Origin of the sequence: Lysobacter enzymogenes, assembly GCF_900106525.1 — a bacterium.
In the GTDB taxonomy this organism is placed as follows: domain Bacteria; phylum Pseudomonadota; class Gammaproteobacteria; order Xanthomonadales; family Xanthomonadaceae; genus Lysobacter; species Lysobacter enzymogenes.
Genome location: NZ_FNOG01000001.1, coordinates 349784 through 364391, shown reverse-complemented (window position 1 = coordinate 364391; position 14608 = coordinate 349784). Strand labels below are relative to the sequence as shown.

The following is a 14608-nucleotide window of genomic DNA, read 5'->3' as shown; positions in this document are numbered from 1 at the left end:
CTGGATTCCCGCCTTCGCGGGAACGACGTTCTGGGAAACACGCCGCTCTTCGCGCAAAGGCCTCCAGGCCTGATACGCCGCGCTGCGCCGCACTTCGCCGCAACCCGACGCCACCGCTACCTCATCCATCCCACAACGGCGTTCGCCGCATAGGACGCTGCATGCGGCCGCACCCTCTGTCGCCGCGCGCGCATCGGCCTTACTGTCGTGGGCGCAACGCCCTCGTCCCCCGCCCCAGGAGCCCCGCATGACCACCGCCGCCGTTCCCACCGTCCACGCCAGCAGCAAAGCCGCGGCCTATGTCGTCACCTTCGTCGACGACGGCCAGCACCGCTGGCAGGCCGACGAGCCGGCCGAGGTCGGCGGCGGCGACACCGCGCCCTCGCCCGAGCGCCTGCTGCTGTCGAGCCTGGGCGCCTGCACCGCGATCACCGTGCGCATGTACGCCGAGCGCAAGCAATGGCCGCTGGCCCAAGTTGAAGTGATGTTGCGTTTCAATCCCGACGGCAAGCCCGCCGCCGGCACCGACATCGAACGCCGCATCGTCCTGCGCGGCGAACTCAGCGACGAACAGCGCGAGCGCCTGCTGCAGATCGCCAACGCCTGCCCGATCCACAAGGTGCTGACCGGCGAGGTGCGCATCGCCACGGCGCTGGACGCGACAGCGCAAGGCTGAAACGCGCAGCGGGCCGCCGCCGCTCATGGCGGCGGCGACCTTTATTCGTCGATGCGCTTGCGCGCCGCAAGCTCAGCGGCAACGGTACTCGTCGGCCAGATAGTCGCTTTCGATGCCGCGATCGTCCGGGCTGCCGTCCGGGCTGTCGACCACGCGGCGCGCGATCACGTAGCCCACCGCGTGGGCGCCGGCGACGCAGGGGCGCGGCAGGTCGCGCAGCGCGTCGAAAGTCTCGGCCGCCGATACGCCGTGGCCGTTGATCGCGTAGCCGGCGAAGCGGCACGAGGACGGATACTGGTAGCCCAGCACGCAGATGCCGGTGGCCTCGACCGCATCGGCCGCGGCCAGCGCGGCGTTGAAGTTGGCGGCCCAGCCGGTGGCCGGGTCGGCGACGCAATCGCCCGATGGCAGCGGCGTGGCGCCGTTCTGGCAGCCGTTGGCGCCGTTGCCGCCGAGCGGGCCTTCGCTGAAATACTGGTAACGCCCGCTGTGGACCCAATCGGCCGCCGCCGCCGGCAACGCCATGCCGGCCAGCGCCAGCGCCCACACCGCCGCGATCGCCGCGACCCGAACCGACTTGCGCGTATTCATCCTTGCAGCTCCTGTCGTATGAATGCGCCACGCGGCCTGAGCTGCGTGAGCGGCGCGAGGATAGCGCAGGCATGCGCAACGCATATTGCAGCGTGCGGCGGTGCGCTCATGTTCCGATCACGTTCTCGGCGCGCGGCCGACGCCGCGCACACTCGCCTTGCGCGCGCGCCGACACAACGGCGCCGCCGCGTTCAGTCTTCGTCCTTGAGCCGCTCGCCGGGCAGCAGCGGCAGGCGCGCGCCGTCGGTGGTGCCGCGGCTGAACCGGCCGTCTTCGATCAGCAGGATCTCGCCGCTCTCGCCATTCTTGATGCCGCTGTCCACGCCGATCACCCGGCCGTCGAAGTAGCTGGCGATGTGGTGGTGGGTGGTGTGGCCGACCACGATGCGGGCCACGCCGAGGCGCGCGGCGATGTCGTCGACCTGCGCCTGCGCCAGCTCGGGGTCGGTGAAATAGCCGCGGTACCAGACCGGGCTGGTCTTGCCGTTGTACAGCGGCAGCAGCTTCGGATCGTCCTTCCACTGCGCTTTGGGCGTGCCGAGCGAGGCGCGGTAATCGGCGTTGCTGCGCTCGGTGTCGAAGTCGGCGGCGACGTAGTCGGGCGAAATGCCGCCGTGCACGAACAGGCTGTCGCCGACCCGGGCGATGGTCTGGCGCGTGCGCAGCCATTGGCCGAGCACGCTGTCGGGGCCGTACAGCTGCGGATAGCTCTGGCCCAGCGCGGCGGCGCTGCGCTGATAGCCGGCGTTGACGTAACGCAGGTCGCCGCCCAGGGCCATGGTTTCGTGGTTGCCGATCAGGTAATGCACCGCGCCGCCGGCGTCGCGCGCCTGCTGCTCCAGTGCGTACAGCAGCCACAGCGCCTGGTTGACCTTGGGGCCGCGGTCGAACACATCGCCGACCACGACCAGATGGCCGCGCCCGTAACGCCAGCGCAGGTCGCGGCCGACGATGCCGTTGCTGCGCAGCAGCCGCGCCAGCAGGTCGTACTGGCCGTGCACGTCCGACAGCACCGCGATCCGCGCGACCGCGCCGGCCGGCGCGTCGGTCTGCGCGGGCGCCGGCGCGCGCACCAGGATCGGGTGCTCCACGCCGCAGCGCGGCGGCACCCGCACCGGCCAGCGTTTGGCCGGGTAGCTGCGTTCCAGAACTTTGCCCGCGCAAACCCAGCGCGCGACGATCTCGCCGTCGCCGTAGCGGATGTAGGGGCCGTCGTCGAATGCGGTTTCGGCCGCGGCGGACGCCGGCGCGGCGGCAGCCGGCGCTTCGGCGAGGGCGCTTCCCAGGCAGGCGGCGTACAGGGCCAGGCCCAGGCTCCAGGAACGAACAGCGAACGCGTTCAAGCGGGCTCCCGCGGATTCGACGGACAGCGTGCGAGCTTGGCGCGTGGTGCGAGGATGGGCAAGGGCCGGAGGTTGCAGCGGGAGGCGGGAAGCGGCGGCGGCCGATTGCCGGGCCGCGCCCGTTGAGTGGACAGGGGCTGCGGGCGGTCGCTGAAGCCGGGAAGGCCGAGAGCCAGATCAAAATGGGTTCCGGCTTTCGCCGGAATGACGGCACTTGGAGACGGCGCTTCCCCTTCCCGTCATTCCGGCGAAAGCCGGAACCCATTTTGACGTTGCCTTCGCTCTGGCTTCCCTCGATGCAGCCAGCAGCGCCCCCCGCTTCGAAGCCTCGCCGGCACAGCGCCGCTTACCGCCCACACAACGAAAACGGGGCTCCGAAGAGCCCCGTCCGGGTCGAACTCAGTCTGCGCGCCGCCGGCCCGCGCGCGGCGGGCCGGCGCGACGCGTCACGGCCAGTTGAGGTTGACCGACACGCCGACCACGCGCGGCTCGTTGTACACCGCGGCCATGTAGTTCTCGATCACGCCCTTGAGGTTCTTCTCGTTGGTGATGTTGCGCGCGAACAGCGCCACTTCGTATGCGCCGTAACCGCCGGTGTAGCCCACCCGCAGGCCGCCTTCGAAGTTGCCGCGCGAGTTGAACTCCTTGGAGTCGTACAGCACGAAGCTGGTGTAGCCCTGCTTGTTCCAGTCGGTGGCGACGAAGAACGCGCCGGCGTCGTTGACCGGGATGTCGTAGCGCGCGCCGAGGCTGAGGTTGTACTTGGGCGCGTTCGGCAGCGGGTTGCCGTCGATCTGGGCGAACACGTTGGAACCGATCTTGATGGTCGGATCGTTGACCGTGCACACCACCACGCCGTTGAGGCCGCAGACCTGGGCGTAGACGCGCTTGTCCTGGATTTCGCTGTGCAGCCAGCTGGCGCCGGCGGTGATCGACAGGTTCGGGATCGGGCGCCAGTCCAGATCGGCTTCCAGGCCGTAGGCGCGCGCCTTGTCGGCGTTGAACAGCACGCCGTTGCCGTTGGAATCGTTGCCGTTGAGCTGAATGTCGTCGACGGTGTAGGTGAACGCGGCGGCGTTCAGGCGCAGTCGGTTGTCGAACAGGCTCGACTTCACGCCGGCTTCCCACGACAGGATGGTTTCCGAGTCGGCGGTGGTGAAGTCGGCGTTGAACACCGCCGAGCGGCCCTGGATGGTCGGGCCGCGGAAACCGCGGGCGACGCGGCCGTAGACGCTGACCTGCGGGTTGATCTCGTACATCGCGCTCAGGTCCCAACTGGGCGTGGTGTCGGACATCTTCACGTCGCGGCGGCCCTTGTAGGTGGACACGCCGGCGACGGTGTCGGCGGTCTTGAGCAAACGGGTCTGCTTGCTGTCGCGGGTTTCGCGCACGCCGGCGGTGACGGTGAACTGGTCGGTGAACTTGTAGCTCAGCTGGCCGAACGCCGCCCACGAGGTGTTGCTGTTGCGCAGGCGCACCCAGTTGTTCGGGTTGCGCGCGGCGCCCTTGAGGAACCAGGCGCGCTGGTAGAAATCGGTGGTGTCGCTGCCGTCGAAGTAGAACGCGCCGACCTGCCACTGCAGCGGGTTGTCGTTTTCGCTGGCCAGGCGGATTTCCTGGGTGTACTGGTCCAGATCGCGGACCTGGCCCATCGACTGGCCGAAGCCGTTGGGCACGCCGCCCACCGGATAATTCGCCGCCGCGCCGCCGTCGGTGTCGCCGCGGCTGTAGCCCGAGGTGGTCTCGTAGGCGCTGATCGAGGTCAGCGACATCTCGTTGAAGCGCCAGGTGGCCTTCAGCGAGCCGCCGTAGGTCTTGTAGGCCTGCGGGTTGTTGTCGGCTTCGTCGTAGGCGACCTTGTCGCGCGGCACGCGCACTTCGTTGGAGCCCTTGACCAGCGCGTTGCGCAGGAACAGGGTCGAGGTGCCTTCGTAGTCGCGGGCGTGGGCCGAAGCCAGCAGCGAAAAGGTCTCGCTGGGCTGCAGCAGCAACTGCACGCGCAGGTTGCGGTCGTCGTAGCCGCCCATCGCGTCCTTCTTCGGCGACACCGTGCCGTCGGCGCTGGGGCCGGCGTAGGTGTTGTCGACCCAGTCGTCGCGGTGCTGGTACAGACCCGAGACGCGGAACGACAGCACGTCGTTGATCGGGCCGCCGATGCCGCCGTCGAGCGAGACGGTGTTGTAGGTGCCGTAGCTGGCGCTCAGGCGGCCGGAGTAGTCCTGGCTCGGCTTGATGCTGTCGAACTTGACGATGCCGGCGGTGGTGTTGCGGCCGAACAGCGAGCCCTGCGGGCCGCGCAGCACTTCGACCTGGTCGACGTCGAACACCGGATTGGACTTGAGCACGACGTGCTCGAGCACGACGTCGTCCTGGATGATCGACACCGGCTGCGAGGCGCCGAGGTAGAAATCGATATTGCCCAGGCCGCGGATGTAGAAGCGCGGGAAGATGCGGCCGGTGGTGGTTTCGGCGTAGAAGCTGGGCACCTTGCCCGACAGTGCCAGCAGGGTGTCGTCGCCGCCGGCGGTGAAGGCGCGCATGGCCTCGCCCTGGACCACGCCGACCGAGACCGGCACGTCCTGCAGGTTCTGCTCGCGGCGCTCGGCGGTGACGGTGATGGCATCGAGCGAGGTCGCCTTGGCGTCCGCGGCGCGCTTTTCCGCGGCCGGCGCGTCCTTCGCCTGAGTGTCCTGGGCCGCGGCCGGCAGCGCGGCGCCGAGCAGCAGCAGGCCGGCGCAGGCGCTGGCCAGCGCGGTCTTCGCCAGCGGGCGGGAAGGACGGACGGCGACGCGGCTGCGCTGCGGCAGGCGTGCGGCGGAAACAACGGACATGGGGGTGGGATCCTTTCGTGGCGCCTGGCTGCGAATGCGTCCGGCTGGCGCGGGGCCGGCAGCGGGGGCGGTATTCTCCGCGCCGCGGCAAGGTATGTCACCTGTGTTGCACGTGCGTGGCAGGCGCTGTGCCGAGCCCGGCGGGCGCGGATCGAAGCGGGAAACGGCGGGGGGCGCGGCGGTGCGCGCGAGGGCCGGGGCGCCGTGGATCGGGCGCGGTGGGTCGCGGTCGTGAATGCGGTGGGCGCGCGGGCGCGGCCTCGGACTCAGTTCGACGCACGACCGATGTCGGCCAATGGCGACCGGCAGCGGCCGCGCCGACGCGACGGCACAGCGCAGCCGCGCCGTGCCGCCGGGTTTCGCCTCAGCTCTGGTGGATTTCGATCCAGCCGTCGAAGCCGTTGGCCTGCGCGGCCGGGAATCCGGGCGGCAGCGCGCCCAGCACCGCGCCGCCGGCGACGTTGCCCGCCGCCGGCAACACTTGCGTTCCGTTCATCACCGCCGGCAACTGCGGCAGCACGAACCCCATCGGGAACGCGGGCACCGCGTTGACCGCGTAGTTGTTGATGTTGCCCGCGGCGTTGCCGGTGGAGACGTTGACCGGCTTGACGATGCTCACCGCGCGCCAGCTCACGCGGATGAATTCCGGCGCGTAGGAATACAGGTTCTGCGCGTTGGTCATGGTCGGATCGGAGAAGGGGCTCACCGACGCCTGCACGCAGTAGTACACGCCGTACCACGACGGCCGCTGGCCGCCGAGTTCGTACTGATAGCAAGCGGCGATGAAGCCGTCGATGTAGCCCTCGACGGTGGCGTGGTTGGCGTTGCCCACGCCGGTCAGCGGCACCAGGTTCTGCCAGTTGTTGCCCGGCCCGCCCCAGCGGCCGTTGATGAGATGTCCGCGGATCCACGGATAGGTCTGGTCCTGGACGAAACTCAGCGGCGGGCCACCGATCAGCAATTGATTCCACGGCGCGCCGACCGCGGTGGGCACATTGTTGCCCTGCTGTCCCGGCATCGCCAGATCCGGGCCGAGCACCGCGGAGGCGGAGCTGGCGCCGAAGTTGGCGATCTGGCGCACCGCGAGCGCACCCAGCTGCGCGCGTGCGAGGGTGAACATCGGCTGGTTGGTGCTCCAGTGCGGATTGCCGGGCGCGCCGGTGTAGATGATTCGGCTCATGAGGTCACCTGTCGGGATCGTGCGTATGGGATCGTGGAATCGGCGATGGAAGCCGACAGGCGCGCAGGGCCACGCCCGCAGGCGCGACGGTCGGAAGCCGGCGCGTTCGCTGCGCACGCGGCGCCCTCGCGGGACGTCCGTCCGCAGCCTGCGCGGACGCGGCTCAGCGAGGAGAAACGTGGGAGGGGTGCGTGCGTGAATCGCTCGCGAAAAACGCAGCGGGATTCATCGCTGTCGGCGCGCTCGCACGCGCGCTGCGCGCGCAGCGGTCAGCGCGGCGCGGCGGGAGATCGCTTGGATCGGCGAGTGCATCGAGCCGCGGCAATCGCCGCGACGCCCCGACGAGCGCCGCCGTAAAGATGCGGCGCCGCCGACGAACCTCTTCTATCGCAGCCGCGACGCGGCGATGCGCCGACGCGGATCGGCGCTCAGTCCCCCGGCTGCCAACCGCTTTGCGCCAGGAACGCCTTGGGATCGGGCATCAACAGAATCTCCGCCAGCGCCGCGCGCTTGTCGTCGGCGCGCCGGTAATACGCCCGGGCGACGCGATAACCGACCCAGTAGCCCTGGTCGTAAGGCCCGTCGGAGTCCTTGCGGTAGTTGTACATCCACTGGCTGTAGTCGGTGTTGTCCTGCTCGCGCAGGAACGCTTCGCCGATCGCTTTCTCCTGGCCGCGCACGCGCACGGCCAGGCCGGGGTTGGCGACGCCGCCGGCGATCAGCTCGGCGACGAACTCCGCCGCACCTTCGGTCAGCGACATCAGCCGCACGTTGCCGCGCGGATCGCCCGGCGGCAATTCCAGCGCGGCGGCAGGCTGCTGGATGTGGGCGTACTCGTGCGCGATCACCCGCACGAAGCGGTCTTCCGGATCGGGATTCATGAACTCCGCCGCGCACAGCGCCTCCAGGCCGATGGTGACGCCGGAAGGATTGGTGATGCCGACCGGCTTGCCGCGACCGACCACGATCGCCACCGGCGGGAACGCCGCCTGCGGATACAGCTCGCCGAGCTTGCGCAACGAAGCGGCCACGCGCCGCTTCACCTTCGGCAACAGCGCCAGACAGCGGCGCGCGTCGCGGTACATCGCCGGATCCGCCGCGATCTGCGCGGCGATGCGTTCGCCGGTGACCCGGCGCATCTGCGCGAACTCCTTGAGACTGGGGCTGCCCTGGGCCAGATATTCGTCGAGCTGGGCCACGCTGGGATGGCCGTCGGTGGCGTTGTACAGCGCATAGAAGCGCTCGACGTCGTCGGTGCGGATTTCCGGTTCGACCGCAGGCGCAGCGGCGTGGGCGACGGACGCGGCGGCAAACAGCAGCGCCACAGGCAAAGAAAGGCGACGGACGATTGCGGACAAGGCAAGCGATGAGATGGGCATGCGCGGCGGATCCGGTCGATGGCGGGAGAGGCCCGAGCGGCGCCGAGTTTGCGCCGGCTCTGGGCGTTTGCTCACTGCCACAAGTCACGACTCGAAGAACTCCACCGACGGCCATCGGTTTCGCCGTCCGGCCAACGCCGCATCACTGCGCGCGCAACGCCTGCATCGGGTCGCTGCGCGCCGCGCGCAGGGCCGGCCAGAGCGCGGCCAAGGCTGCAGTCGCCATGAGCACGCCGATCACGAGCGCGATCGCCCACGGATCGGCCGTGCTGATCCCGAACACGAAGCGTCGGATCAGGCGCGAGGCGGCGAGCGCCGCGCCGATGCCGAGCGATAGGCCGAGCGCCGCCTGCGCGCAGCCGTCGCGCAGCACCAGCCGCACCAGCCGCGCCGGCGAAGCGCCCATCGTCGCGCGCACGGCGTACTCGTGGCTGCGGGTCGCCACCGCGATGGCCAGCACCGCATACAGGCCGATGCCGGCCAGCAGCAAGGTCATGGCCGAGAACACACCGACCAGCAACAGCTGCATGGCGCTGCGCTGCATGCTGTCCTCGACCACGGCGCGCATCCGCCGCACGTCGCCGATAGGCTGCTGCGGCGCCGCCTCGGCGACCGCGCGACTCACGCGCACCTCGGTGTCGGCGCCCGCGCCGCGCACGCTCATTGCGTAGTTGAGCGGTCCGTACTCGCGGATCTTGGCCCACAACTTGGGCGATAGTTGCCCGAACGGGACATACAGGATCGGCGGCGCCGGCTGGTCCGGACCGAACTGGCGCACGTCGCCGACCACTCCGACGATGCGCATCGCCGGCGCGTCCTCGCTGCGCGCACCGCGCCCCATGTGCAGCGTTTGCCCGATCGGATCGCCGCGCAGGTACTTGTCGACGAAGGAGCGGCTCACGATGCATACCGGCTCGGCGCCGGCGCTGTCGCGGGCGTCGAAGCTGCGGCCGCGCAGGGACGCGATGGCGAAGGTCGCGAAGAACTCGCCATCCACCGGCCGGAACTGCGGCTGCACGGCCGTGCCGTCCGACAGCGTCGCGGGCATGTTCAGTTGCGAGCCGATCGGCAGGTTGGTCGACATCGCAACGCGCTCGACCCCTGGCAGCGCACGCAGGCGTTCCAGGATCGCCCGGCTCTGCGCGGCGACCGCTTGCGCGTCGGGGTACAGCGGTTTGACCGGCGACAACTGGAACACCTGCACCGAAGCGCCGTCGAAGCCCAACGGCACCGCGTTGAGTTCATACAGGCTGCGCATGAACAGACTGGACACGACCAGCAGCAGCGCCGCCAGCGCGACCTGCGCGACCACCAGCGCGCGCGCGAGCCGGCCGGCGCCGCGGCTCAAGCCGGAACGGCCGCCGCCGACTAGTTCGGCGACCAGGGATCCGGCGCGCGCGCGCCAGACGCCAACCGCCGAGGCCAGCAACGCCAGCAGCAGGCCGGTAGCGAGCGCGAAGGCCCAACTCGCATCGACCAGGGCGATCTCGCCGTTCGGCAACCATTGCGCCGGCGCCATGCGCTTGAGCAGGCGCAGCCCGGCCCAGGCCAGCGCCAGCCCCGCAGCGGCGCCGATCGCGCCGATCAAGAGTCCTTCGCCCAGCGCCGGCATCGCCAGCCGCAGCGCCGGCGCGCCGAGCGCGACGCGTACCGCGCTGTCGTGCGAGCGCAGCACCGACCGTTGCATCATCAGGTTGCCCAGGTTGATCGCGGCGACCGCCAGCACGCACAAAGCGGCGGCGAAGAACAGCCACAGCGCCGCGCCGCTGCCGCCGGTGTAGAAGTCGCGCAACGGCATCGCCTTGTAGCGGTTGCGCGCCAGGTAATCGTAGTTTTCCGCCGGCAGGCTCGCGCGCAGCGTCTCGATCAGAGCGTGCATGCGCGCATCGATGCGCGCATCGCGGCCGGCGCCGTCGTCGAGGAAACGCGCGATCACGTAGTGATTGGCGTCCAGATCCTGCGGCCCGCGCTGCAGCCGGATCGGCACCAGCAGGTCGAACGGTTGCGGCCACGCGAAGCGCTCGGGCAGCACGCCGACGACGGTCGCAGGCCGTCCCTCCATGACGAGGTTGGCGCCGAGCGCATCGCCGCGGCCGCCGAACCGGCGCATCCAGAAATCGTGGCTGAGCACGACCGCGTCGGCGCCGCCGACTCGGTCTTCCTCGGCGCTGAAGTTGCGGCCCAAAGCCATCTTCACGCCCAGCGTGTCGAGGAAGCCATGGTCTGCGGCCAGCACCGGGCTGACCAGCAAGGCGTCGCCGCGCACGATGTTCACATTGCGCAGATAGGCCGACGCGATCCCCGCCGAGGCCGTCTCGGGCATCGCACGCATGCTGTCGAGCATGGCCGGCGCGGACACCACGGTGTCGCCGTAATCCATGCCCACTGCGGTCAGTTGTCCGGCGTCGGGGAACGGCAGCGGGCGCAACAGCCCCTGATAGAACAGCGAGGACACGGCCGCGACTGCGGCGATGCCCAGCGCCAGGGTCAGGCTGGCGATGGCCAGATAGCCCGGCCGGCGCAGCAACGCGCGCCAGGCCTGGCGCCATTCGGCCAGGATCGCCGCCGGATTCATCGCGCCGGCGCTCATCGCAGCTGCGCGGATTGCGCCGCGCCGGCGTCGATGCGGCCGTCGAGCATGGGCACGATCCGCTGGGCGCGCGCGGCGAAGGCCGGATCGTGGCTGACCATGCACAGGCTCGATCCGCTTTCGTGCAGGCTTTCCAGCAAGCGCATGACCAACTCGCCGTTGTGTCGGTCGAGATTGCCGGTCGGCTCGTCGGCGAGCAGGATCGCCGGCCGGGTGACCAGCGCGCGCGCTACCGAGACGCGCTGCTGTTGTCCGCCGGACAGTTGCCCCGGGTAGTGACGGCGGCGGTGCGCCATGTCGACGCGCTCCAGCGCTTCCTCGACCCGGCGCTGGCGCTCGGCCTTGCCGATGTCGTCGCGGTAGGTCAGCGGCAGTTCGACGTTCTCCCCGACGCTGAGGTCGGCGATCAGATTGAACGCCTGGAAGATGAAGCCGACCGAGCGGTTGCGCAGGCGGGTGCGCTCGGCCGCGCGCAGGCCGGCGACCGATGTCCCGTCGAGCCAGTATTCGCCCGAGCTCGGCGCGTCCAGCAGGCCCATGATCGACAGCAAGGTGGATTTGCCGCAGCCCGACGGTCCGGTGATGGCGACGAATTCCCCGGCATGGATGTCCAGCGAGACCTCTGCCAGGGCGTGGGTTTCCACTTCCTCGGCATCGAACACCTTGCCCAGGCCGCGCAGGCGGATCAGCGGCCGTTCCAGCGCGGCGGACGCGGTCACGTCCAGGGGCAAAATACCGGTTTGCAGATTCATCGCCGTTGCGTCCTTGGATTGAAGATCGCCGCGCCGCTCAGCGCACGCGCAGCGCCGGGTATTTGCTCCATTGCGCGGTGTCGGACAGGACTACGCGGTCGCCCGGGCGCAGCCCGGACTTGACCTCGATGCGGTCGCTGGAGGTGCGTCCGTAGACCACGCGCGTGCGCTGCGCGATCTCGCCGCCGTCGCGCAACACGAACAACGTCGAAGCGCCGCCGGGCATCGCCGACGAGGCGCGGCCGACGCTGACCACATCGCGCAGGCGGGCCAGCACGATGCTGCCGTCCACCGACAGGTCCGGCCGCGCGCCGGCCGGCAGCGGCTGCGGAAAATCGATGTCGACCGTGACCCGGCCCTCGCGCACGGCCGGGTCGATGCGGCCGATGCGGCCCTCGGCCACGCCGTTGCGGGTATCGACCCGCACCGGAAGATCCAGTACCAGATCCTTGGCCAGCACCTCCGGTACCAGCAGGCGTGCGATCAGCTCGTCCTGCCGCGCCACCCGCGCCAGACTCGCGCCGATCGCCACCTGCTGGCCGGGCTCGACGCTGACCTGCTGCAGGATGCCGTCGATGCCGGCGCGCACCTGCAGCTCGGCGACGCTCTGCTCGGCCAGGCGCAGCGCGCTGGCCAGTTCGTCGCGGCGCGCGCGCTCGGCCTGCATCTGCGCGACGAAGTTGCTGCGCGCCGCGCTCACCCGCTGCTTCTCGATCGCGACCATGCTCTGGTCCTGGGCCATGCCGACCTCGCTCTGCATCAACTCCAGCTTGGAGATCACGCCGGCGGCCAAAGCCCGGCGCAGCGCATCGGTCTTGGCCGCGCTGATCTTGAGCTGCGATTGGGCCTTGATCAGCACCGCCTCCTGGTCCAGGCGCTGCGCGTCGAGCTCGGTGTGCTTGGCCGCGATGGCAGCATCGGCGCCGGCCAGCGCGGCGCGCGCCTTCTCCAGCGTGGCCAGCGCCATCGGATTGCCGAGCCGGAGGATGACCGTGTCGGCGCTCACCCGCGCGCCGGGCTGGACCAGGACTTCCTGCACCGCGCCCTCGCCGCCGGCCGCCAGCCAGCGCACCTGTTTGGGCACCAGGGTACCGGTGGCGCGGATCTCCTGGACCATGTCGCCACGCTGGACTTCGTCGATCCACAACTCCGAACGCGATGCGCTGGGCATGGCTTCGTCCAGGCCCATGATCGCGAACGCCGCTACCGCCAGCACGACCACCGCTGCGGCCGAAACGATCCCGCGCCGCGAAAACAGCTCGATGCGGTTTTTTTTCTTGACCACGTCCATCGGCGAGGCGTTCATGCGCGCGCTCCTGGTGGCGTCCGCGCGCTGCGGCGAAGCGCGCGGGCGCGGACACGCACGCCGTCGGCGCACGCGGCCGAATCGGCCCGCCGGCTCATGCGCCGCGCTCCACGAACGCGGGCTCGGCGTTCGCGCCGGCCTCGCCCGCCAGGTACACCGCGCCCGGATGTTGCGCTTGCGGCGCTTGGCCGGCGCTGCGGGCGAGGAATTCCTCGTAGCCCGGGCGCTGTACGATCCGCCCGCCCGCCATGACCAGGATCTGATGGGCATTGCGCACCGTCGCCAGACGGTGGGCGATAACGAAGGTCGTGCGCCGCGCTTTGAGCCGGTCGATCGCCGACTGGATCAGCGCCTCGGATTCGTTGTCGATCGCCGAGGTCGCCTCATCGAGCAGCAGGATCGGCGCGTCCTTGAGCAGGGCGCGGGCGATCGACAGGCGCTGGCGCTGTCCGCCGCTGAGCTGAAGGCCGCGTTCGCCGACCTGGGTGTCGTAGCCGGCGCTCATCCGCACGATGAACTCGTGCGCATTGGCCGCGCGCGCCGCGGCTTCCACCTCTTCGTCGCTGGCGTCCAGCCGGCCGTAGCGGATGTTGTCGCGTACGCTCGCGCCGAACAGGAACACGTCCTGCGACACCACCGATATCGCCTGGCGCAACGATTCCACCGTGTAGTCGCGAATGTCCCGCCCGTCGATCTCGATCGAGCCGGTGCCCACCTCGTACAGACGCGGGATCAGCTTGACCAAAGTCGACTTGCCCGCGCCGCTGTGGCCGACCAGAGCGACGGTCTCGCCGGGCCGCGCCTCCAGGTGGATGTCCGTCAGCACCGGCGCGTCCGGCCGATAGGCGAAACCCACCCCGACGAAGCGCACCGTGGCGCGTTCGCAGGCCAGCGCGATCGCTCCGGGCCGTTCGTTGATGTCCGGCCGCACGTCCAGCAGCTCGAACACTCGCCGCGAGGCGCCGGCCGCCTGCTTGAGCGCGGAGTAATGCTGCGACAGCGAGGCGACGCTCTGGGTGATGTTCAGCGAGTACAGCAGGAACGCCACCAGGCTGCCGGCGCTGAGTGCGCCCGCGACGACCTGCAGGCCTCCGTACCAGAACACCACGATGGTGGCGAAGGTGGTCACGAACACGGTCAGGGCGCTGTAGAGCGCATCGGTACGGCGCATCGTCAGCACCACCTCCAGGTAGCGCTGCACACCCCCGCGGTAGCGCTGCGCTTCGTACGGCGCCCGCGCATAGGTGCTGACCACCTCGATCCCGCTGAGCGATTCCTGGGCGATGGTGGTCGAGCGCGCCAGCTCGTCCTGGATCCGCGTCGACAGGCGCTCGAATATCGGGCCGTAGATCCGGCTCAGCACCGTCGCCATCGGCGCCATCGTCATCACCACCAGGCCCAGCCGCCAGTTCATCGACAGCATCACTGCCGTGGCGCCGATGCACTGGAAGCAGTTGATGGCCACGAACACCGGCAGGTTGGCGACGATGTGGCGCACCGAGCCCACATCGTTGCTGAGCCGCGACAGCAGGTCGCCGATGCGCTGGCGGTGGTGGTAGTCGAGCCCGAGCGTATGCAGGTGCTCGAACAGGCGTCCGCGCAGGTCGGCGATGATGATGTCGCCGATGGCCTGCAGGCGGAACTGGCCGGCGTAGCTGAGCACCGAACGCACGATCAGGATCCCCAGCAGCCCCAACGCCAGCAGGTGGATCGTGCCGATCTCGCGGCCGACCAGGGCGCGGTCGAACAACTGCTGGATGCCCATCGGCATCAGCAGCTGGATCGCGGTGGCGGCCATGATCAACGCGAGGCAGTACAGGATCCCGCGGACGTGCGGTCGGCTGAGCGCAACGATGCGGCCCAACTGCACGCCGCCTTCGGCGCTAGCGTTCGGGTGCGCGCTCTCGTTCATCGCGCGGCGCGCCATCCCGCCGCGCGCCGACGCCGCGGAAAGCGCCGA

Annotated in this window: 10 protein-coding genes; 1 reads left to right on the top strand and 9 read right to left on the bottom strand. The window is 70.0% G+C overall.

Annotation, left to right across the window (positions count from 1 at the left end):
* Positions 1 to 247: 247 nt before the first annotated feature.
* On the top strand, positions 248 to 676 hold the full coding sequence (locus tag BLU84_RS01540; protein ID WP_074861981.1) for an OsmC family protein: 429 nt from the start codon (positions 248 to 250) through the stop codon (positions 674 to 676).
* A 72-nt stretch (positions 677 to 748) separates the two neighbouring features.
* Here the strand turns inward: BLU84_RS01540 and BLU84_RS01535 are convergent, their stop codons facing one another.
* From BLU84_RS01535 to BLU84_RS01495, 9 genes are all read right to left on the bottom strand, one after another.
* The gene (locus BLU84_RS01535) at positions 749 to 1267 is read right to left on the bottom strand and encodes a hypothetical protein (RefSeq protein ID WP_074861978.1); all 519 of its coding nucleotides are present in this window, start codon (positions 1265 to 1267) and stop codon (positions 749 to 751) included.
* A 191-nt stretch (positions 1268 to 1458) separates the two neighbouring features.
* The gene (locus BLU84_RS01530) at positions 1459 to 2610 is read right to left on the bottom strand and encodes a metallophosphoesterase (protein ID WP_074861975.1); all 1152 of its coding nucleotides are present in this window, start codon (positions 2608 to 2610) and stop codon (positions 1459 to 1461) included.
* Between the two features lie 446 nt (positions 2611 to 3056).
* Positions 3057 to 5441 (bottom strand): TonB-dependent receptor, encoded by a 2385-nt coding sequence (locus BLU84_RS01525; protein ID WP_074861971.1) that lies wholly within the window; start codon positions 5439 to 5441, stop codon positions 3057 to 3059.
* A gap of 364 nt (positions 5442 to 5805) precedes the next feature.
* Complete coding sequence (locus tag BLU84_RS01520) at positions 5806 to 6621, bottom strand: hypothetical protein (protein ID WP_074861968.1); 816 nt, start codon at positions 6619 to 6621, stop codon at positions 5806 to 5808.
* A gap of 428 nt (positions 6622 to 7049) precedes the next feature.
* Complete coding sequence (locus BLU84_RS01515; RefSeq protein ID WP_233431038.1) at positions 7050 to 7946, bottom strand: DUF2268 domain-containing protein; 897 nt, start codon at positions 7944 to 7946, stop codon at positions 7050 to 7052.
* 196 nt (positions 7947 to 8142) lie between these two features.
* Positions 8143 to 10590 carry an ABC transporter permease gene (locus BLU84_RS01510; protein ID WP_083382241.1) on the bottom strand — a complete coding sequence of 816 codons (2448 nt, stop codon included), beginning with the start codon at positions 10588 to 10590 and terminating at the stop codon, positions 8143 to 8145.
* The gene (locus tag BLU84_RS01505) at positions 10587 to 11342 is read right to left on the bottom strand and encodes an ABC transporter ATP-binding protein (protein WP_139174541.1); all 756 of its coding nucleotides are present in this window, start codon (positions 11340 to 11342) and stop codon (positions 10587 to 10589) included. Before BLU84_RS01505 ends, BLU84_RS01510 begins: the two co-directional genes overlap by 4 nt.
* 37 nt (positions 11343 to 11379) lie before the next feature.
* Complete coding sequence (locus BLU84_RS01500) at positions 11380 to 12648, bottom strand: efflux RND transporter periplasmic adaptor subunit (protein WP_074861962.1); 1269 nt, start codon at positions 12646 to 12648, stop codon at positions 11380 to 11382.
* Between the two features lie 94 nt (positions 12649 to 12742).
* Positions 12743 to 14560 carry an ABC transporter ATP-binding protein gene (locus BLU84_RS01495; protein WP_170849067.1) on the bottom strand — a complete coding sequence of 606 codons (1818 nt, stop codon included), beginning with the start codon at positions 14558 to 14560 and terminating at the stop codon, positions 12743 to 12745.
* Between the last annotated feature and the right edge of the window lie 48 nt (positions 14561 to 14608).